17 protein-coding genes are annotated in these 20,083 nt (G+C 48.5%); 7 read left to right on the top strand and 10 right to left on the bottom strand.

The window, feature by feature from the left end; all coding sequences use genetic code 11:
- The first annotated feature begins 28 nt into the window (after window positions 1-28).
- Together PRUB_RS14595 and PRUB_RS14590 are read left to right on the top strand one after the other, a co-directional pair.
- On the top strand, window positions 29-355 hold the full coding sequence (locus tag PRUB_RS14595) for a hypothetical protein (RefSeq protein WP_010381774.1): 327 nt from the start codon (window positions 29-31) through the stop codon (window positions 353-355).
- Window positions 356-523: 168 nt separating this feature from the next.
- Window positions 524-829, top strand: a complete 306-nt coding sequence (locus PRUB_RS14590; RefSeq protein ID WP_010381772.1) for a DUF1330 domain-containing protein — start codon at window positions 524-526, stop codon at window positions 827-829.
- 128 nt (window positions 830-957) lie between these two features.
- Here PRUB_RS14590 and PRUB_RS14585 read toward each other — a convergent pair whose 3' ends face one another.
- The 6 genes from PRUB_RS14585 to PRUB_RS14560 form a co-directional block, all read right to left on the bottom strand.
- Window positions 958-2,226 (bottom strand): AAA family ATPase, encoded by a 1,269-nt coding sequence (locus PRUB_RS14585; RefSeq protein WP_010381769.1) that lies wholly within the window; start codon window positions 2,224-2,226, stop codon window positions 958-960.
- Between the two features lies 1 nt (window position 2,227).
- On the bottom strand, window positions 2,228-2,857 hold the full coding sequence (locus PRUB_RS14580; RefSeq protein WP_010381766.1) for an RNA ligase family protein: 630 nt from the start codon (window positions 2,855-2,857) through the stop codon (window positions 2,228-2,230).
- 154 nt (window positions 2,858-3,011) lie between these two features.
- Window positions 3,012-3,341, bottom strand: a complete 330-nt coding sequence (locus tag PRUB_RS14575; RefSeq protein WP_010381763.1) for a low molecular weight protein tyrosine phosphatase family protein — start codon at window positions 3,339-3,341, stop codon at window positions 3,012-3,014.
- A complete protein-coding gene (gene prfH / locus PRUB_RS14570) occupies window positions 3,338-3,967 on the bottom strand; it encodes a peptide chain release factor H (RefSeq protein ID WP_010381760.1) in 630 nt (209 codons plus the stop codon). Before prfH ends, PRUB_RS14575 begins: the two co-directional genes overlap by 4 nt.
- Complete coding sequence (locus PRUB_RS14565) at window positions 3,964-5,124, bottom strand: RNA ligase RtcB family protein (RefSeq protein WP_010381758.1); 1,161 nt, start codon at window positions 5,122-5,124, stop codon at window positions 3,964-3,966. The genes prfH and PRUB_RS14565 overlap by 4 nt, the downstream gene beginning before the upstream one ends.
- A gap of 388 nt (window positions 5,125-5,512) precedes the next feature.
- Window positions 5,513-5,743 carry a hypothetical protein gene (locus PRUB_RS14560; RefSeq protein WP_010381754.1) on the bottom strand — a complete coding sequence of 77 codons (231 nt, stop codon included), beginning with the start codon at window positions 5,741-5,743 and terminating at the stop codon, window positions 5,513-5,515.
- Window positions 5,744-6,127: 384 nt separating this feature from the next.
- Here PRUB_RS14560 and PRUB_RS14555 point away from each other — a divergent pair, with 384 nt between their 5' ends.
- The gene (locus PRUB_RS14555; protein WP_010381752.1) at window positions 6,128-6,733 is read left to right on the top strand and encodes a DUF998 domain-containing protein; all 606 of its coding nucleotides are present in this window, start codon (window positions 6,128-6,130) and stop codon (window positions 6,731-6,733) included.
- Between the two features lie 35 nt (window positions 6,734-6,768).
- Here PRUB_RS14555 and PRUB_RS14550 read toward each other — a convergent pair whose 3' ends face one another.
- Complete coding sequence (locus PRUB_RS14550) at window positions 6,769-7,368, bottom strand: class I SAM-dependent methyltransferase (protein WP_010381748.1); 600 nt, start codon at window positions 7,366-7,368, stop codon at window positions 6,769-6,771.
- A 216-nt stretch (window positions 7,369-7,584) separates the two neighbouring features.
- Here PRUB_RS14550 and PRUB_RS14545 point away from each other — a divergent pair, with 216 nt between their 5' ends.
- Entirely contained in the window at window positions 7,585-8,424 is an 840-nt protein-coding gene (locus tag PRUB_RS14545) for a DUF6279 family lipoprotein (RefSeq protein ID WP_010381745.1), read from the top strand.
- A gap of 48 nt (window positions 8,425-8,472) precedes the next feature.
- Here PRUB_RS14545 and PRUB_RS14540 read toward each other — a convergent pair whose 3' ends face one another.
- From PRUB_RS14540 to PRUB_RS14530, 3 genes are all read right to left on the bottom strand, one after another.
- Window positions 8,473-10,650, bottom strand: coding sequence for a DUF6359 domain-containing protein (locus tag PRUB_RS14540; protein ID WP_010381743.1), 2,178 nt, complete (start codon window positions 10,648-10,650; stop codon window positions 8,473-8,475).
- A gap of 261 nt (window positions 10,651-10,911) precedes the next feature.
- Window positions 10,912-13,083, bottom strand: a complete 2,172-nt coding sequence (locus PRUB_RS14535) for a bifunctional 2',3'-cyclic-nucleotide 2'-phosphodiesterase/3'-nucleotidase (protein ID WP_010381742.1) — start codon at window positions 13,081-13,083, stop codon at window positions 10,912-10,914.
- 377 nt (window positions 13,084-13,460) lie between these two features.
- Window positions 13,461-14,414 (bottom strand): LysR family transcriptional regulator, encoded by a 954-nt coding sequence (locus PRUB_RS14530; protein ID WP_010381740.1) that lies wholly within the window; start codon window positions 14,412-14,414, stop codon window positions 13,461-13,463.
- A 129-nt stretch (window positions 14,415-14,543) separates the two neighbouring features.
- Between PRUB_RS14530 and PRUB_RS14525 the strand changes: the two genes are divergently transcribed.
- From PRUB_RS14525 to PRUB_RS14515, 3 genes are all read left to right on the top strand, one after another.
- The gene (locus PRUB_RS14525) at window positions 14,544-15,707 is read left to right on the top strand and encodes an efflux RND transporter periplasmic adaptor subunit (RefSeq protein ID WP_010381738.1); all 1,164 of its coding nucleotides are present in this window, start codon (window positions 14,544-14,546) and stop codon (window positions 15,705-15,707) included.
- A 9-nt stretch (window positions 15,708-15,716) separates the two neighbouring features.
- Complete coding sequence (locus tag PRUB_RS14520) at window positions 15,717-18,884, top strand: efflux RND transporter permease subunit (protein WP_010381736.1); 3,168 nt, start codon at window positions 15,717-15,719, stop codon at window positions 18,882-18,884.
- Between the two features lie 154 nt (window positions 18,885-19,038).
- Window positions 19,039-20,046 (top strand): zinc-binding dehydrogenase, encoded by a 1,008-nt coding sequence (locus PRUB_RS14515; RefSeq protein ID WP_010381733.1) that lies wholly within the window; start codon window positions 19,039-19,041, stop codon window positions 20,044-20,046.
- Window positions 20,047-20,083: the final 37 nt, after the last annotated feature.

Raw genomic sequence — 20,083 nt, 5'->3', positions numbered from 1 at the left:
TAAGACGATATAACTTTAGAGAAAAATTATGAAAAAATATCTCGTGATGGGCACGCTGGCGATGGCTTCCATGTTTACTCAGGCTGGAATAAGCCAGGTCAGTGGTGCGAAAATTCAAATTATCGAGTTTTATGGTAATCAATTTACGATCACGCTAGATAAACCCCATACCTCCAAAGGATGCGGACACCCGGGAAATAATGTTGTTGCGATTGACACTTCGAAGGAGCCAGGGGCGACACATTATTCAGCACTGCTGGCTATATGGATGGCTGATAAGTCTGTGGCTATGCGTATTACTGATGACCTTTGTAGTGGCGACCGTCCGACTTTACTCAACTGGTCTGCGCATTAAATATAAGAGGTGCTATGCGGAGGTCTCGTGGTCAGGGCGCTTAATTTATAGCAGTTCAATTGATATGTCGAAAATTGGGTTTGGTGTAGGTGGCAGCGCAGTGAATTGCCGAACAATTGAGAACGTGATTGAGTCTAACTAATTCCCCTATATTGAAAAGGAAAGACAATGGTGTATGAATATTTGGTCGGGTTAGCTGTATCGGATAATGCGGTATATACGCAGTATCGTGCAGCGATGAAGCCCATTTTAAGTCAGTATCATGGTGGGTTTGGATACGACTTTATCGTTAGTGAAGTTCTTAAATCCGAGACTAGTGCACCGATTAACCGGGTTTTCACTATCCACTTTCCAAGTAAAGAGGCGTCCGAGCGCTTTTTCTCTGATGAAGATTATTTACAGGTCAAAGCTCGATACTTCGATGCATCTGTTACACACACCACGATTATTTCTGAGTATGACAAACAGCTCTAAATTCGACATGTGATTGCAACAAGCGTGTTGGTAATTCAACACGCTGTATTGCGTTTATGTGTGAAACTGCGTGATAGGGTAAATAGCTAAGTTCCCTTTTCTGGCAATTACGCAGTGCGACCAGGAATTTAAAAGCGCCCGGTTCTGCTTAGTTCAACCCCCTGGTCGCCAATGACCAACATGCGATGACCCTCAGTTCTGGCCGGCCACTGAAGCCTGTCGACTTGTGAGCTCAGTACCTCGTCTGACACGGTATGGCGCCTGTTTTTGTTGTTGGCGTGCAGAGCCGATTCTGTCAGCTGAAATGCGACAATTGTGATCAGCGCACCATATTGCAATCCGAGTTGACAGATCATTTCTCTAAAATCCTTTCGGATGTTAGTGGCATCCCAGACGACATGTCGCTTTTTGCCCAGCGCGGTTTTGAGGCGCTGTTTGGCTGTTTGCAGCATGAGCCCCTGATTTTTCTGGCTGCTTCTTTTACCGTTGAGCTCTTTACGGATCTCATCGAGAGAAATCACCTCAAACTCGCTCAGGTGTTGGCGTATCCATGTCGATTTTCCACTGCCACTGATACCGCACATAACGTATAAGTGCGCATAATGCTGACACGACTCATAGTTTTTGGCGACAGCCTCTTCTATCCGGTTTATCTGGTTATGGGCGAGCTGTCTGATTGCATACCCGTCCAGATAGACCTGCTGTGCGGTATCTTCCTTGACCTGGATCTGTGTCAGAAGTGCATGTTTCGCTTGTTCGTTCTCCCAAAGATCATACTCTTGTACAAACATACGAAACAGCTCCAGTAACTCTATTTGCTGGGGAAAATCAGAGCAGATCCTGCCCTGCATGTCAGCCATTTCCAACCAGTAGAGTAATGCCAGATCTGCATTTAGCGCCAGGCGCAAATAATCCGCATAGCCAGCGTTTCTGACGACCAGCAGCTTAGGCATCTGATGATATCCTACCAGTGCCATAACCTGCTCGATACAGGCTTGACTTATTGGTAACTGCGGCAATCTTAGTGCCAGATAACTCATGCCCATTTCTTCATGCCTGGGGGCCACCACCCGTGTGACATCCGCAATGTCTTTTTTCCTGGTTGTAATAGGCTTGGCAATGTCATGAAGCAGGGCTGCTAAAATCAGGGTCTGACGTTGCTGTCCCGTGATATGCATGGCCTCGCTTTCAAGAAGCTGATAAAGGGCGTTGAGTACCATGTCAGTATGAATAGCCACATTGCCTTCAGCGTGCCATTGGTTATCCTGTGCAGTGTTCTCCAGCTCGTATAAAAGCGGGAAGAAGCGTCCTAATATGTTCAGGCATTCAGCGAAACTGGGCGTATGCGTTTCCATCAGGCTGTTAAGCCAAGCATGGGGTTCCTGGGGTCGGCTCATGTCAATCCTCCTTTGATTTCAGGCTATTTGGCACCACAGCCGAATGCATCCAGTGCGTGTCACTGGTCACATGGTCCGCTCTGACCCATTTTGCAACGCTTTGCGCAAAGTCATCATAAGCAAAGCTGTCTGCCAGTCTGACGACATATCCCTCTTGCTTCTGAAGGTCCAACTTGATATTCCTGATGCTTTTTTCACACCAGAAACCTGAGTAGAGCACTTGGGGTGTCGCTAATCCCAGTTGCTGCAAAAATAGCTGAGTGTCTTGCCAGCTCAGGCACTGGTTACTGTTATTCCACACAGAAAAGGCCAGAAAATAGCTCTCTAATCTTGTATATTCAATGGCATGGCGAGCGTAAAGGTTTTCTCCACAGACGCGCCAGCCTTGGGGGATTTGGTAGCCTATTTTACCTTGTAGCGCTTTAACCCAGGCTCTGGACGGGTGAAAGCGACTGTCAATCGAACGGGCATGAAGGTAATCAGCATAAAGTGTTGTATTTTCGCCATCCATTTTTTCAGTGACAACCACTTTTTTACCTGCAAATTGCATCACACTACCCTGACGTAAATCATCGCTGGTCGCACCCAAAGACCAGGGCAAGTGTGGGGTGCGGGGATATTTGTATCTCATCTTATAACACCATATTTTAATTCATTAAATTTGAGGGGCAGGCGAGGCCGACAAGGCGTCTCCTGGGCCCATAAGTCAACTCATGGGCGGCTTTAATGTGGTTAAGAGATGGGGTTACATTGTTCTATTCCTTATCAGATATACAGTGTGGTGATCAGACTAAATCCAGGTAGTCTGAGACTGAATATTGTATGAGCTCAATCAATGAAGGCTCCACTAATGCGTATTCATCGGGAATGTCCAGGACGTGTATTTCTTTGTGTTGCAGTGCCGCGGCAAAGCGGGTTTTGAGCTGAGCCTTGTGCTTATTCTCCATCACAAAAATGATATCCGCCCAGTACAGATCTGTCGCCGTCACGGTTCGCCTGGCTCTGGGGCTGGTTCCTGCTGAGCGGGTGCGGACTGTTGGGTGGGTCCGCCAGATTTTTTCAGCTGTTGGACTACGCCATTGATTTCTCGAGCATACAAACAAGATATTGGTCATCGCTTTTCCTTAAACTGTTCACCTGTGAAGGTGCGCTTTGGCGCACCTCTTTCAAGTGTCTGGTGTTGTTGCCAGTGTATTTTGGCCTGATCATGTCGTTGCTGGGATTTCATCGCCTCCAGTTTGTTGTGTATGAGGGCTATGGCGATCCGCTTATTAGCGTGCTGACTGCGTTCACTTTGTACTCTGACGCTGATCCCTGTCTCAGTATGTGTCGCCCTGACAGCAGAGTCGGTGGTGTTTACATGCTGGCCACCTGCACCTGAAGCCCGACAGCGCTGAAAGGTGATTTGTTGACTCATTGAATGTTCATCCAGCTTTGTAACTTTGCCGCTAAAAAACCAGTTTTTGCGTTTATACCTTGGCCGATAAGGGCTCTGACATACCCACAGCATTGAACCTTGCCACTGGTGTGCAAGTTGTGTAGCTATGGCATCACCATCTGTAGAATTCAATCTGAGCACAACAGACTTGTACCCTTCCTCGTTGTCGGAACAGGTCGTTTCAATCACAGTTAGCCCGACTCCTGCTTTGTGACATTGTTGCGTGATATGACTCAAAGCCAGGGCCACAGCCCGACAGCATTCCGCCGGGCCTTGTCCTGAAGAAAGTTGCAATAAAATCATCCGCTACAGTCTCCATTGGTTTTAAAGGTCAATACCGGTTTAAAGCGGGCAACAAGGTCAATGAGACCTGCATCCTCCATATCAGCAATCACGGTTTCACACTTTTTGTACGCTTGTGGCGCTTCATCATAAAGTAGCTCTTTGTTGCCACAGATCACTCGGCTACCCAGTTCAGTACGATATAAATCATCGCGCTTGTATTTATGACTCAGGCGCCCCTGACACTCACCCCGTTTCCACTTTCTGCCGGCGCCATGTGCCAGTGAATATAAACTGAGGTGTGGCTCAGTGGTATTTTTGGGTTTTACCAGGTAGCTATAATCACCACGCGAACCTGGGATCATTACGCACCCTTTATCACTCGGGGTTGCCCCTTTACGATGTAACCAGCCCTCAACGCCAGCCAGTGTTTTGGGTGACATCAGATTGTGGTTTATATCCAGTATGCACGTACCCTTGGTACGAATTGCCTCGAGAAACCGCAGTGCGATCAGTTCACGGTTCAGCTCAGCCCAACGCAGTGCTTCATCATGTCTGGTCAGATACGCTCCAAATGCGCTATCTGAGAGAGCCAGCCCAGCGTGATTGAACCTGGACACATGATCGACCAAAATTGATTGTCCAAGCCCCCGAGAGCCTGAATGCACCAGTAGTTGCAAGCTGCGCTTGTCCAGCCCTAATTCATTGATGGTTGTCTGGTCGTAGATCTTGTCAATGGACTGAAATTCTGCGAAGTGATTACCTCCGCCAATCGTGCCCAGAGCATGATCAAACTGATTGTTGTCTATTTGCTTTGCTTGTTTTCGCTCTGTAACGTAGTCGTGCCAGCTTTCATCAAGTGGGGACTCAACATGGGCAAATTTTTTGACCAGCTTGTCCAGATGCACTTTTGATGTTTTCATTGCTGTTTGCCAGAGCGACATACCACAACCGATATCGTTGCCGACCAGAGCAGGGTAAATCTGATCTGTGGTAAAAAATGCCGCGCCAATCGGGTAGCCTCTGCCCGGGTGTAAGTCTGGCATACCGGCAACCTGCTGCATACCAGCTAACTCTGATGTTTTCTTAAGTTGTTGAATTGCCGAACCTTCAATCCAGGTCTCTTCAGACGCGATCAGGTTGACGTTGGGTGTAATTTGTTGGACGGATCTGCCCATAATACCAATTCCTTGCCCTTAAAAGAGCACTATAATTTTTTAGTGTAAAACGAATTGGCAGATCTATTTACTCGCCTGTTCATAATGGCGAGACCGGGTATTAGCTTTATCAGAAAGCTAAAAGAAGTTAAGTCGCTTTCAGCTAATTAGCGGACAAGACCTGCAAAGGAACGTGATGTATTAGTCATATTTTTCTCCTCTGCGGTTGATTGATATAAATTGGGTGATAAATGTTCGTTTGTCTTTCGAACGGGCACAGTGTATTGATACTTTTTCGTGATTGCAAGCAAAACTCGGATCATTTCACTACAGGTTTGCTATGTACAGTGCTGGAAATGGCCAATTAAGCGGCTTTGGCCATTATGACTTAATGGGTCAGTTGTTGGGTCTACCAGAACACTTTGGTGACTTTGAGTCTGCCGCCATCATTTTCACAGCTAGTGGCAAACGTTGGGTTGTAAGTTTGTGAAATTCTGAACCACAGTTGGACCTGGTTGCTGTCCAGGCATTGGAAGTGATAGTAACGGAAATCTCCGGGATTGCTGCCTCTTGCCTGAGATGTGGTGCTAAGCGAGAACAGGCAGGCTGCCAGAGCAGTGAGTGCGATAAACTTTTTCATGTTAGTTTCCTTCATATTTTATTTTGATCCTTCCACAAATAACGATTTACCTTATGGCCTAATGTCATTAAATGTGAATAAATTTAATAATATGTGATAAGGCTTGATTTTGTCCAACTTTTCGTGGTGTAAGAAAATCTTTATATCAAGGTTTTGATTGTATCTCGTTAATCAATCTTGTTTTTTAGTTTTCTATTGTACTTTTTTATGTCCAGAAGGAAATGTCGGTAGGTGAGTCACACAGCCCATTTTTTTGCATTTTGAGTCGTTAATGGGTACATTATATTAGCACTTAGTATACAAGTGGTTTTTGATACAGTGCAGAACAATAAGAAAAGCGTTTAACCGTCATCTAAAGCTGTACCTGGACCAAGGAGGAAGAGGATGTTTGAGTATTTTGCAGCGTTATTAGGCCTGGTCGCAACTGTGTGGATAACATTTGGTGTTTATATCGCAGGCCGGTTTTACCCGAACTACGACCATTTTAATCAGTTTTGCAGTGAGCTAGGGGCTGCAGGGAGCCCAACTCAAAAACTCTCTCCGTGGATAAATAATTATCCGTTGAGTGTGATGTTTGTGATCTTTGGTTGGCATGTGATGCAGTTACCCGAGGCCAGTATCGCATTTTACATCACCGGAGTGCTGATTGTATTTCATGGGGTCGGTACCTGGTTTGCGGGATATTTTCCGATGGATAAAGACCCCTATACACCTACACCCAGTCGCCACTGTTTGATCCACTCCACAGCAGGCTCTGTCGTAATGTTAACTTTATTGTTGGCTCCCGTGTTTGTGGCTATTAGCCCGGGCTCTGAGCTGGTCGCTCCCTGGTTCCGTGTTTTTTCTGTTTTGGTAGTCGTGGCGTCAATGTTCTTTACTGTTAAACTGATACAGGCATTTCAGATTAAGCGTGGGGCTGGTCTGTATCAACGCTTGTCCTACTGGACTCAACTGATCTGGTTGAGTGTCTTTTCTCTGGTGTTGATGTAATGATAGTTGCCCGGACATAAAGCCGGGCGTTTCATTTAGTCATTGTCTGACGACGGCTTGAGTGCCTCAATTATCAGAAATTCACCTTCATGACTGCGATGCACTTGGTGTGATAGCTGGGTAAAACCAGTCTGTTGCAGCAGCCCTTTAACGCCGTTAAGCGTCTTCAATTCCGCGTGCACCTCTGTATTACCCTCGCTAGGTGCATCCAGATCCTCGCATAACCAGACTTTACCGCCGGGTTTAAGTGCAGTGTAAACCAATGCCATGGACTGCGCCGGGCTTTGCCAGTGATGGACTGAAAATGCAGCGATCACTAAGTCCTGAGTGTCAGGGCTGACATCCAGTGCCTCAGCACCGGCTTCAAAAAACTGCAACTGCGCTTGTGAAAGACTAGCTTTGCGCTGTCGCGCTTTTGCCAGTGCGATCATTTTAGGGGTCGGATCCAATGCTGTTACACGCACATTTACAGCAGACCGTGCCAGGCATAAGCTTAAATACCCACCACCGCAACCTAGCTCAACAATATTAAAACTCGGTTGTACGCCTGCAAGTTGCGGGATCTGCTGGTGGAATTCCAGTTCTCCCCATTTACTGTCGTAGCTAATGGCATCTTCTTCATTCCAGTGGCTCATTGGTGTTCCTCGTCTATGGTTGTCTAGGGCACCAGTATGAAGGCAAGCTGCCGTAAGGGGCAGGGCTCAGATTTTGCGATAATCGGCTTTTTGTTAGATTTCGGGATTAAACAGAGTTTGTAACGAACGAAATATTTACAGACACTTTTTTAGTCCACATTTTGTCGAATTCCGTATTAACTAAAGAGACTAATAACATGGACTATGGATACGACGATGAGAAAGTTCTTACTGATGCTGGCATTGCTGACGATGACCGGCTGTTCAACTAAATTTATCTATAAAAATGCCGACTGGCTGAGCTATTGGTATCTTGATGATTATGTTTCACTTAATGATGAACAGGAAGCGCAGTTTGACGAGCGTTTGCTGGCCTGGCTGAACTGGCACAAGTCTCAGGAGCTGACACGGTATGCCGAGCAGCTTACTGTGCTGAAATCAGATATAGAAAATGACAAAATTACGCTGCAGCGGATTGGCTACCACCGCGCACAAATGCTCGAACATTGGCATCGTTTGCGCAACAAAGTGGTCCCAGATCTGGTTGAAATGGCCCCGATGCTTAGCGAAGCGCAGGCCAATGAACTATTTGATGAGCTGGCTGAAGGAGAAGCTGAGCGGGCTGAAAAAAGGGCAAAGCGTTCTGAGCAGAAAAAACACAAACGCTGGCTGAAGGAGCGTAAGAATAACCTCAAGCGCTGGATTGGTAGATTGTCTGCTGAGCAAGAAGGGCGCATTGAGCAGTTGTATGAGCAACAGGTCAGCACCGCAGCGTTATGGTCAGACTATCGTGCGCGTTATCAGGGAGAACTCAGAGCTTTGTTTGCTCAGCCCGAGCGCGGTGATGCGTTTAAAGCCAGGCTGTCTGAGTTACTGATGGATCCGGAGGCCTTTCGCTCTGAGCAGCTCAACCTGGCCAATGAGCAAAATAGCAAAGTCAATCATCAATATCTGCTGGATGTATATCAGAGCCTCAGCGATAAACAGAAAAAACGTCTGGTATCTGAACTGGAAGAGTTGATTGAAGACATCCAGTCACTTGCAGAGGATGATTAATGGAAAGAGGCGACGCGCAATGCGTCGCCTGATTTAGAACCCGTTAATCTAGTCTAACAGAGTCAGGGCCGTGACATTACGTACGCCAGGCTGGCTCATATAGTCATTTTTAACGCCGGTTACGCGCAGCTTTTTACCCAGCAAAGCAGGGTTTAGCTGAGGGCTGTATGTTGCACGCTGTGATGACTCCAGCTTGATGTAAAGCTTGTTACCCGGCGCGTTTGGATCACTTAGTTCCAGGGCGTAAATGTTGTTGATGGCAGAAGTAATGGTACCTGCCACAACAACGGGTGTGCCATTGCTTTTTGCCAGTACTTCGCTAACCGTCATATCCAGGTTTGGATCCGGGTCTGGTGAAGTTGACGACGCCTTGGCAATTTCAGAGACGTTGCGGATACCAGGCTGACTCATGTAAGAGTCACGCTTACCGGTGATCACCAAAGTCTCATCCAGAATGCTCGGGTTCAGCTGAGGGCTGAATTCGGCGCGCTGACTTGACTCAAGTTTGATGTTGATGGTGGTGCTGTCGTCAGATAAATCTGACAGCACCAGAGCATAGATGCTGTTCAGTGGTGCTTTGACCTTACCGGTTAACGTGATGGTTTCACCCTGAGCGGTGGCCAGCGCCTGAGAAACGGATAGTGCACTTGGTGCGATAACCAAATCCGTAACGTAACGGATCCCTGGTTCACCCATGTAGCTGTTACGCTTACCGGTTACCAACAAGGTTTTACCCAGAATTTCAGGGTTCAATTGCGGGTTGAAGTCGGCACGTTGATTAGACTCCAATTTAACATTGATGCTGACAGTCGGGTTATTTAAGTCAGTCAGTAGCAGGCCATAGATACCATTGACGGCATCAGTCACTTTACCCTGAACAACTAACTCAGTACCGGTTGTCGCTGCTAATGCGTCAGTAACGGAGACCGCAGTACCTGGCGTTGGATCTGGATCCGGATCAGGGTCTACCTGGCCCTGGCCATACGGTGCATTGAAAGAGTTGTCTTTATAGGTATCAGTATCCCATGGGTTGAAGCCATTGCTTGGGTTGCTCCAGGGCTGGCCATTGTTAGGATCGAACATTTCCTCTGAGGTCATCGGCACTGGCGTGACGCGACCAGGTGTGCGGCCATTAGCACCATCAAAATGGGTATAGCTTTCTGGGGTAGCCAGCCAGTTGACGATGTTAATAGACAGTACGGATGCGTGGCCCGGATCTGTCCAGCCCGGATAAGTCTTCTTCGTGTTACCACTGTCCTGACGACGATACTTAGGCGTTGCATCTTCAATCGGTGAAGAGTCACCAATGAAAGCCGCTTTACCAGCACCTGATTTAGCGATTGCTACATAGGGGCCTTCAGCTTCTCCGCCAAAATACAAACCTGAGTCTTTGGCATGTCGCCACTTGGTCGGATTATCGGTTTCAGCAAAGTAAACCAGTCCCTTGGCTTTTTGACCGTCGACAATTGCCAGGGTGGCACCAGCAGCCATCAGGATCGGCGCGACACCTTGTGTCAGACCTTCGGTCTGATAAGCCGGCTCAACACCGCTGACGCCTTGCTTGTAGTCAACTCCGTTGAAGCGAAAACGAATACCGAAGTTTTCGACTAACCAGCCTTGTTGTGCGCTTTTAGGGTTACGCCAGTCACCATAAGCGCCACCCATATTGTACTTGCTCAGATCAGAGCGGTTGTAACCGTTGAAGACTTCAGTCGCATCCCAGGTATTGAGGTTGCGATCCGCATCATAATGGTCGGCGATAAAGAAAATACCTTTACCCGCGGCTACGAAGGTTTCCAGCGCCTGTTGCTCTGCCAGGGTAAATGGGCGGTTGGTTTCTGCCAGGACAAACACGTCAGCATGTTTGATAGCATCATAAGTAATGACCGCTTCGTTTGCCTGAGTTGAGAAACTGCGGTCATCAAAAAAGCGAATTTTACCATCGTTATTCAAATCGACGCCACGATATTCCTCAACGCGGTAACCTTCAGCGACAAGCGCGTCGGCGAAGTCAGAAAATGCGCCGTCGATAACCCAGTCGGCATTACCTTCAACGCCGCCGTGCGAGACGTCGAACAGAACGGTTTTGCCATTACTTTGTTGTGCACTGGGTACTTTGACCGGTGCGGTGTTATTCCAGTTATACGGTGTTGCAGCTTGCAAAGCGGTTGCGCTAAGCGCAAGCGTTACACCAAGGCCTAAAACTGTGAGTTTAGATAGTTTCATCATCAATTCCCGTTGTGAATATCAACCTGCCTGACTACCTTTGCTAAATGAGCGCATTAACTCAGTACGTAAACCGATTGCGAACTAAGTTAAGCTCGCTGAATAGCCAAGTTTCCCTGGCAAGCACACAATCCTTTGGCCTCAAAATTGCGCGTTCAGTTCAGCAGGTTGATATGAAATTGCCGCATACTGCCTGTGATTACGGCGCGATATAAAAGCCACGCAAATGCGTGGCTTTTAATTTGTTTATCGCTCTGAAATTCAGTCAGCAGACTGAGTCAGGTCGATTTGATAGATTGCAAAACCATCATCAGTGGTTTTGTTCAAAGGTGTGATATGGGCAAAGCGTGCACTGAATACGGCAGCTTTATCCGACGGAGAGCTGTAAAAGACCACGTTTGCACCCTCTACCGGTGCGAATGACCAGTTACCATCCGCGCTTGGATCCATGCCGGTTTCCGGATTTTTATTTGACTGTAGTGCAATGTAGTCGGCGACGACCTGACGGTTTTCGTTAGGAGAATCAACTACAATTTTCTCACCTGAGATCCCTGGGAAGTTACCACCACCCGACGCACGATAGTTATTCGTTGCAACCAGGAACACTTGTTCATCCGTTACCAGTTCGCCCTGGTAGGTGAGGGCTTTAATGCGGTTACCATCAGAGACTTTATTGCCTTTGGTGTCGTATCGAGCAGGCTCGGTCACATCAATTTGATAGCTCACGCCGTCCAGCACATCAAAGTTATAAGAAGGGAAGTCGGTATTAACCAGAACCTGAACATCTTCACTGTTTGGCATGATTTGGTTAAACTGGCCCGCTGACATTTCCAGCCATTGCTTAACTTCAGCACCGTTGAGTTTAAGGACTTTCAGTACATTCGGGTAAATATACAGGTCGGCTACGTTGCGATAAGCAATGTCACCTTTATCGACCGAGGTAAAGTCGTCCGGACCACCACGTCCTGCTCTGAAGGGCGCGCCTGCAGATAACACAGGTAGATCGTCCAGTTCAGTCCCTTTTACAATTGTTTGCGTATACCAAAGCTGAGCATCAGTAACGATTTGAATAGACGGATCGTCGTTAACGAGCGCGAAATAGCTGTTGACCTCATCCGCAATTTTTGCAAACGGCTCGTTAACCCAGGTTTTCGTTTCTTCATGAGCGGTCATTGCCGCGTTTTCGACCTGTGCATCGTTAACTGCTAAAGAGGTGACAGTGCGATCAGGGTTGGTGATAGAGATCGGTTCCAGCGTAGACTGAGTGTCTATTACCTGCCATCCGTTTTCACCGTATTCTAACGTCATGTCGATGATACCCAGGTTATTACCCCAAAAACCTGGCATCACGGCGGCCACGCCATTGATGGTGCCTTTCTCATTGTCGACGCCATGTTCTTCAAGACCTGCGTAGCGCGGACCCGGGAAGTTGGCATGGGCATGGCCAAACATGATGGCGTCAATGCCGTCGACTTGAGACAGATAGTAGCTGGCATTTTCAGCCAGTGGTTTCTTCTCAGCCGTTTCCAGCCCGGAGTGAGGAATAGCAATGATGATATCCGCGCCTTTTTCCTTCATCTTAGGCACATAGTGTTTGGCCATATCGACGATGTCTTTGGCAATAACCTGACCTTCCAGGTTTGCTTTGTCCCACTGCATGATCTGAGGCGGAACAAAACCGATGTAACCAATTTTCAGCGTTTGTGTGTCACCATTTTTATCAATGACTTGTTTCTCATCGATGAAGTAAGCTCTGAAAAGTGTCAGATCATTACTCGGGTCATCGTCACCGTCATCTTTAAATACGTTGGCGGAGATATACGGAAACTTGGCGTCGTTGATGGCTTCGTGTAAAAACTCAAGACCAAAGTTAAACTCATGGTTACCGATATTTGCCACATCGTAATCCAGCGTATTCATTGCCTCATAAATTGGGTGTACGTCACCTTCTTCAAGGCCTTTGACTTTTGCCATATAGTCGCCAAGCGGACTGCCCTGGATCAGGTCGCCATTATCAACCAGTACGGAGTTGGCAACTGCCTCACGCGCCTGACGGATCAGAGTCGCAGTTTTGACCAGGCCGACTTTGTCATCTGTCTTATTCGAGAAGTAGTTAAAGTTCATCAGATTGGCATGCAGGTCAGTGGTTTCCATGATGCGCAGCTCAAGCTGTGTGCCATTAGCAATCACAGGTTCTTCAGGCTGTTTATCATCGTCGTCGTCCGTTGGTTTGTCGTCGTCTGTCGGTTTGTCGTCATCCGTCGGTTTATCGTCGTCAGTCGGCTGCTTGTCATCTACAGGCTGCTTATCATCGTCCGTTTGCTGCTCTTTCGGCGGCTCTTTGAATTGCAACTCGTTGTCGCTATCCGAACAACCAGTGAGTAAAGCGGCACTGCCGCAAAGCATTGCGAGTGTTAGTAATTTTAATTTCATAATCCTGACTCTGTAATTGTTTCAGGGGCAGTACTATAGAAACCAAAAAAGACAAAGAGGCTAAGAATTCATGGCATCTGTGTGCCATATATATGGCTAACAAATGACTTTAGCTTGGGTGTTAACATCTCGGAAAACATCCTGTTTTAAACTGTATTACTATGAAAAATAGAGGCTTTATCGATTTAAATGATGTGTATGTATGACTCTTTGTGAAATAACATTATTGATGTATGCGGAGCTGAGTTAAACCTGAAAAACGCTCTTTCCCTCGAGTTTTTACGCTTCACAGCGCACAGAATGTCATTGTGACTGTTATTTTATCCTTGTCATTATTGAATATTTTGTATGAGTATAAATATACCCATACAGTGCAATTATTTATTGTTAGCCTGGTAAAGCTGATCAATACCGGGAATATTCAGCTCCCAGCGTGGTTTATGCTCGCCGATATAGTGCCGTGCAGCATCCAAAAATAATCGGGTTCTGACGGGTAGATCCCGGTGTGGATAGACTGCATACACCGCGCTGTAGTCGGGCAGGTTGACATGCGTCAGCATCGGGACCAGCTGATCGGTATCGACACCATCGGCAAAAAAGAAGGCCGGTGCGGTAAAAAATGCTGTATGTGACAACACTTTGGACATCAGAGCTTCGGCATCATTGGAGCGAAACACAGGTGTAATGGGTTGTTCCTGAGGCTTGCCATTTTCGTCGATATAGCTGATGGACTCAAAGCGCAAATGGGAGCTACTGTAGGACGCTGCAGGTAAGTCGGCCAGATCGGCCATGGTTTTGGGCTCGCCATAGGTGTCGATAAAGCGCTGTGTTGCCAGGATCAGCATTTTGTTTCGGGCTATCTTGCGGGCAACCAGAGACGAGTCACGTGGCTCACCGACCCGAAAAGCCAGATCATACCCTTCAGAGATCATATCAACCACCCGATCATCCATACGTATCTCAACACTGACCTGGGGGAAGCGCTTCTGGAAGTCGTTGATGACTGGCATCAGGTAATGCTGGCCAATATAACTCGATGCGGTAATGCGTAATAGCCCTCTGGGCTCTTGGTGATAGTTTTCCGCCAGTTGCACGGTATCTTGCAATAACAAGCGCAGATCTGCTGCCTTTTTTACCATTTCAGCACCGGCCGCAGTCAGGGAAAAGGACCGGGTAGTGCGATTCAGTAGTCGAACCCCCAGTTCTTCTTCGAGCTTGCCTATTTGTTTGGAGATCACTGAACGGTCTATATTTCTCAGTTCAGCGGCCTTTGAAAATGACCCCTGCTCAACAACTTCGAGCAACATTATCAAGCGGCTGGTGGTATCCATAATCTGTCCTTTCAACACAAAGAAAAGTTTATTGGTGCCATTCTGGCACTAATGTTTTTAAAAAACTACCATTTTTCTTCACGGTAATTCTTCGTACCATCATATCAACTCATACTGTCGGAGAATGTCATGAATAAAATTAGCTATACACTCAGTGCGGTCGCACTTGCTTTAGTGCTTAGTGGTTGTAGTCAGCCAAGCGCACAGGAAGGGCAGCAGCCACCGCCACTGACCATTGATGTGGCACAGGTCAAAATGGCGCCGGTCCAGTCCTGGCATACCTTTACTACGCGTTTGCAGGCACCAGAGCGGGTTGTGCTTAAGCCGCGTGTGTCTGGCCAGGTAGAGCAGATGACATTCAAAGAAGGTGAGCGGATTGAAAAAGGCCAGATCCTGTTCAGACTCGATCCGCGCCCGTTTGAGGTGCAGGTTGAAACCCTGAATGCGCAACTGGTGAGTGCCGATGCTGCCCTTATGCAGGCAAAAAGTGAAGCGCGCCGAGCCAAGCAGCTGGTGGCTGAGAAAGCCATGTCAACAGAGCTGGCTGAGCAGCGTGCGGCGACATTACGTCAGGCACAGGCTAATCGTGATGCCATCGCGGCACAGCTGAAAAAAGCGCGTCTGGATCTGGAGTTCAGTCAGGTTGAAGCGCCGATCAGTGGGGTCGTATCTCGCGCCATCGTGACCAAAGGGAACTATGTGAGTGCGGGCGAAACCACACTGGCAACCATAGTGTCAGATCAGCAGATCTACGCATATTTTGATGTGGATGAGCGCACCTGGAGCGACAAATTTGCCGGTGTTGATGCCACGGATGCGGTCACGGTGCAATTGCAACGTATCAACGGTGGCGCATCTGTACCTGGCGTGGTCGACTTTATCGACAATGAAATTAACCCGAATACCGGCACACTCGGTGTTCGTGCAGTATTTGATGCCCAGCAGCATGCCCTTAAGCCAGGTGCCTTTGCCCGTATCTCTTTAGGCGCCGCAGACGCGACCACGATGCCGTTGGTGCCCGAGCGTGCTATTGGCACTGATCTGAAAAACCGCTTTGTGTTGACCGTTGATGCTAACAACACCCTGCAATATCGCCTGGTGGAGTTGGGCGAGCGCTATGGCGCATTCCGCGCGATTAAATCAGGTCTGGAAGATGGGGATAAAGTGGCGGCCAATGGCCCAGCTCGTGTCGGCCCGGGTATGCCAATTACGCCAAATATGGTCACGCTCAACCTGGATGATACCCGTCTTGTGATTGCACAGCGCGACATTCAGCTCAGCGCTGCAAACTAAGAGGCCATTATGAACTTTTCTCACTTTTTTATCAGCAGGCCGATTTTTGCGGCCATGCTCTCGCTGGTGTTTGTGATCACCGGCGCTATTTCACTGTTTCAATTGCCGGTCAGTGAGTATCCGGAAGTAGTGCCACCCACGGTTGTGGTGAATGCCAGCTACCCGGGCGCGAACCCCAAAGTCATTGGTCAGACTGTTGCAACGCCTCTTGAGCAGGAACTGAATGGCCTCGAAAACATGTTGTACCATTCATCTCAGGCAACCAGCGATGGTCGTTTAACTTTGACTGTGACGTTTGCCCTGGGTACTGATCTGGACCAGGCACAAGTTCAGGTGCAAAACCGCGTGAATAACGCCTTGCCGCGCCTGCCGCAGGAGGTGCAGCGACTGGGTGTGACAGCACAAAAGTCGTCACCTAACCTGGCACTGGTGGTTCATCTGGTTTCTCCGGATGGTCAGCAGGATACGTCTTACATGGCCAACTATGCGGACATCTATATTAAAGATGAGCTGAAGCGTTTGCCAGAAGTAGGCGATCTGCAACTATTTGGTGGTGCTAAATACTCTATGCGTGTGTGGTTAAACCCCGATGCGCTGGCTGCCCGCAACTTGACAGCAGGTGATGTGATCAGCGCATTACGTGCGCAAAACCAACAGGTAGCAGCAGGCTCTCTGGGGGCTCAACCTTCACCGGATGAAAACCAGTTTCAGGTATTGTTAAACGTAAAAGGTCGCTTAACTCAGATTGATGAATTCGAAGAAGTGATCATCAAAGTGGGCGAGCAGGGCCAGATCACACGCTTAAAGGATATTGCCCGCGTTGAACTGGGCCAGGAAAACTATGCGCTGCGTGCCATGCTGGACAACCAGCCTGCGCTGGCCATGCCTGTCTTCCAGCGCCCGGGCTCTAATGCCATTGCCTTGTCTGATAACGTACGTGCGACAATGGCACGCCTGTCTAAAGACTTCCCGACGGGCATGACCTACGAAATTGCCTATGACCCGACTGTATTCGTGCGCGGCTCAATTGATGCGGTTATTCAGACCTTGCTAGAAGCCATCCTGCTGGTTGTTGTGGTTGTGGTGGTATTTTTGCAAACCTGGCGTGCGTCAATCATCCCATTAATTGCTGTGCCGGTGTCACTGATTGGTACCTTCGCCGTAATGCAGATGCTGGGCGTGTCTATTAATACGCTGTCTTTGTTTGGCCTGGTACTGGCCATCGGTATTGTTGTGGACGACGCCATTGTGGTGGTTGAAAACGTAGAGCGTAATATTGCTGACGGATACAGTCCGTTCGAGGCAACCAAAATTGCCATGACCGAAGTAACCGGTCCTATTATCGCGATTGCCTTTGTACTGTGTGCGGTCTTTATTCCGACGGCGTTCATTACCGGACTGTCGGGCCAGTTCTATAAGCAGTTTGCCCTGACAATCACGATTTCAACCTTGATTTCTGCCTTTAACTCACTGACCTTGTCGCCTGCGCTTTCTGCCTTGTTGTTGAAGTCGCATGATGCGCCTAAAGACGGTCTGACTCGTGTACTGGACAAACTGTTTGGTGCCTGGTTGTTCAAACCGTTCAATCGCATGTTCGACAAAGGTGCACAAGGTTACGAAAAGCTGGTACAAAAGCTGATCCGCATGAGTGTTGTCGTGGGTGTGGTTTACTTAGGCCTGGTGGGGTCAACGGTTGGTCTGTTTAACTCAGTGCCGGGTGGCTTTATTCCTCAGCAGGATAAGCAATATCTGGTTGCGGTAGCACAACTGCCGGATGCCGCCAGCCTGGACAGAACAGAAGCCGTTGTCAGACAAATGCAGGCGATTGCGCTGGAAGTACCAGGTGTTGCCCATACTGTGGCATTCCCGGGTCTGTCGGTAAATGGTTTTACTAACAGCACTAACAGCGGCATCGTGTTTACGCCACTGGCTGATTTCTCGGAGCGTCAGGATCCCAGCCTCTCGGCCCATGCGATTGCGATGCAACTGAATATGCGTTTTGCTGAAATTGATGAGGCTTTTGTAGCGGTCTTCCCGCCGCCGCCAATTCTTGGTCTGGGTACCACAGGTGGCTTTAAGCTGCAGCTTCAGGACAGAGGTAATAAAGGGTTCGAAGCCTTGTTTGCGGCGCTGCAGGGTACCATTGGTCAGGCTCAGCAACATCCGGCACTGACGGGTCTGTACTCCAGCTTCCGTATCCAGGTACCACAGATGGATATTAACGTCGACCGTGAGCAGGCACTACTACAAGGTATTCCGCTGGATGAAGTGTTCAGTGCACTACAGGTTTATCTTGGCTCTGTGTATGTGAATGACTTTAACCTGTTTGGTCGCACTTACCAGGTAAAAGCACAGGCCGACGCTGAGTTTCGTGCCAAACAGTCACAGATCAACAATCTGAAGGTACGCAATGCCGCTGGCAATATGGTACCGCTGGGCTCGGTAGTGACGGTGACACCCACCACAGGTCCGGATCGGGTAATGCACTATAACGGTTATATGACGGCTGAACTAAACGGCAGTCCAGCGCCGGGTTACAGCTCAGATCAGGCCAAAGAAGCGATTGAATCTGTACTGGCCGAGAGCTTACCGGAAGGGATCAGTTATGAGTGGACTGAGGTAACTTATCAGCAGATCCTGGCGGGCAATACCATGGTATATGTGTTCCCTCTGGTTGTGGTGTTGGTCTTCATGGTACTGGCTGCACAATATGAGAGTCTGCGTTTACCGCTTGCCATCATCTTGATAGTGCCAATGACGATATTCTCTGCACTGGCGGGTGTATATATGCTCGGTGGTGACAATAATATCTTCACCCAGATTGCGCTGATTGTACTGGTGGCACTGGCCTCGAAGAACGCGATTCTGATGGTTGAGTTTGCCCGCGATAAGCATAAAGCCGGGGCTACCCATCTGGAAGCCATCATGGAAGCGTGTCGCTTAAGGCTGCGTCCTATCCTGATGACCTCAATTGCGTTCACAGCTGGTGTGGTCCCTCTGGTACTGGCGTCAGGGGCAGGTGCAGAGATGCGTCAGGCAATGGGTAATGCGGTGTTCTTCGGGATGATTGGGGTAACGGTATTTGGCTTACTATTTACGCCTGTCTTCTACCGTCTAGTCACCTTAAACGATAGCTCAAAGGACAGTGCGAACGAGCCTGTTATAGAGAAAGAGTAGTTAACAGGATTTAAACACCTGTCACAACATTGAGTTGTTTGACAGAGACCAAGATGGTTTAATAGCAACAATTGCGAAGTTTTGCCCATAATCGGAAAGTTAAAATTATGGGCAACCAGGCCTCAAAATGGCCGAAAAGCGGAGAAAACCACTCATGTCAGTCGAAAAATCCACCATGCGAGCGCTGGAACTGCGTCAATGTGGCGCTGAGTTTGACTTAGCGATGGCAGAGCACGCCATGCCAGTGCCGGGGGACAACGAGTTACTGGTTGCCATAGATTATGTGGCACTGAATCACCTGGACGCACGGATGGCAAAAGACGGATTTTGCCAGTGGCAATATCCTCACGTTTTGGGACTGGATGCCGTCGGGACTGTGGTGTCAGCTGCTAAAGGGGTATTTCCACCCAAAGGCAGTCGAGTGTTGTTTAATGCCAGCCTGGCAGAGCAGGGGATGCTAAAAGAGTACGCGGTTGTACCCAGCCACGCGGTGTCGGAAGTACCGGATGGCATGAGCGGCGAAGTGGCAGTGTCTTTACCCAATGCGGGGATGGCAGCATTGCTGGCACTGGATAAAATGCAGGTGCAGGACGGTGACTCCTTAGCCATCAACAGCGCGCAAGGTGCCGTGGCTCACTTTGCAGTGCAATATGCCAAGCAGCGCGGTGCTCAGGTGTTTGCTTTCGCACAAAAAGAACACCACAAGAGACTGAGTAAACTTGGTGCAGACTGGGTATTCGATTGCGAATCTGAGTCGGTGTGCGAACAGATCAAGCGAGAAATGGGGCCTGGTGGTTTTGACTGTATCCTGAATACACAAGGTGGCGACTCCTTTTTAAATGACCTGCGTCATCTGAGATTCTGTGGTCGGATCGCCTGTCTGAATGGCTTTGGCACTATTCCGGAAGAGCTACTTTTTGAGAAAGCGCCCAATATTGGGGTGGTCTCAGTCGCTGGTGCCTGGATGGCCAACAGCTTGTGTGCCCAGCAGCATTTGTGCTTTATGGGCCGCCAGCTACTCGATGATGTTAGCAATGGCCGCATCAAGGCACCTGAGGTTAAATTGCTCGACTTTAGTGTTGACACCGTGCGCGATGCACTGAGTTGTTTGCTAGGGAAAACCTGCCAGCAACGCCCGGTGATCCGCATTACGCGCGATTAAACCGACACGATATTTATGAGTTAACTAAGCCCGGCCT

The organism is Pseudoalteromonas rubra (genome assembly GCF_000238295.3).
Taxonomy (GTDB): Bacteria; Pseudomonadota; Gammaproteobacteria; order Enterobacterales; family Alteromonadaceae; genus Pseudoalteromonas; species Pseudoalteromonas rubra.
This window is presented reverse-complemented; position numbering and strand designations above follow the sequence as displayed.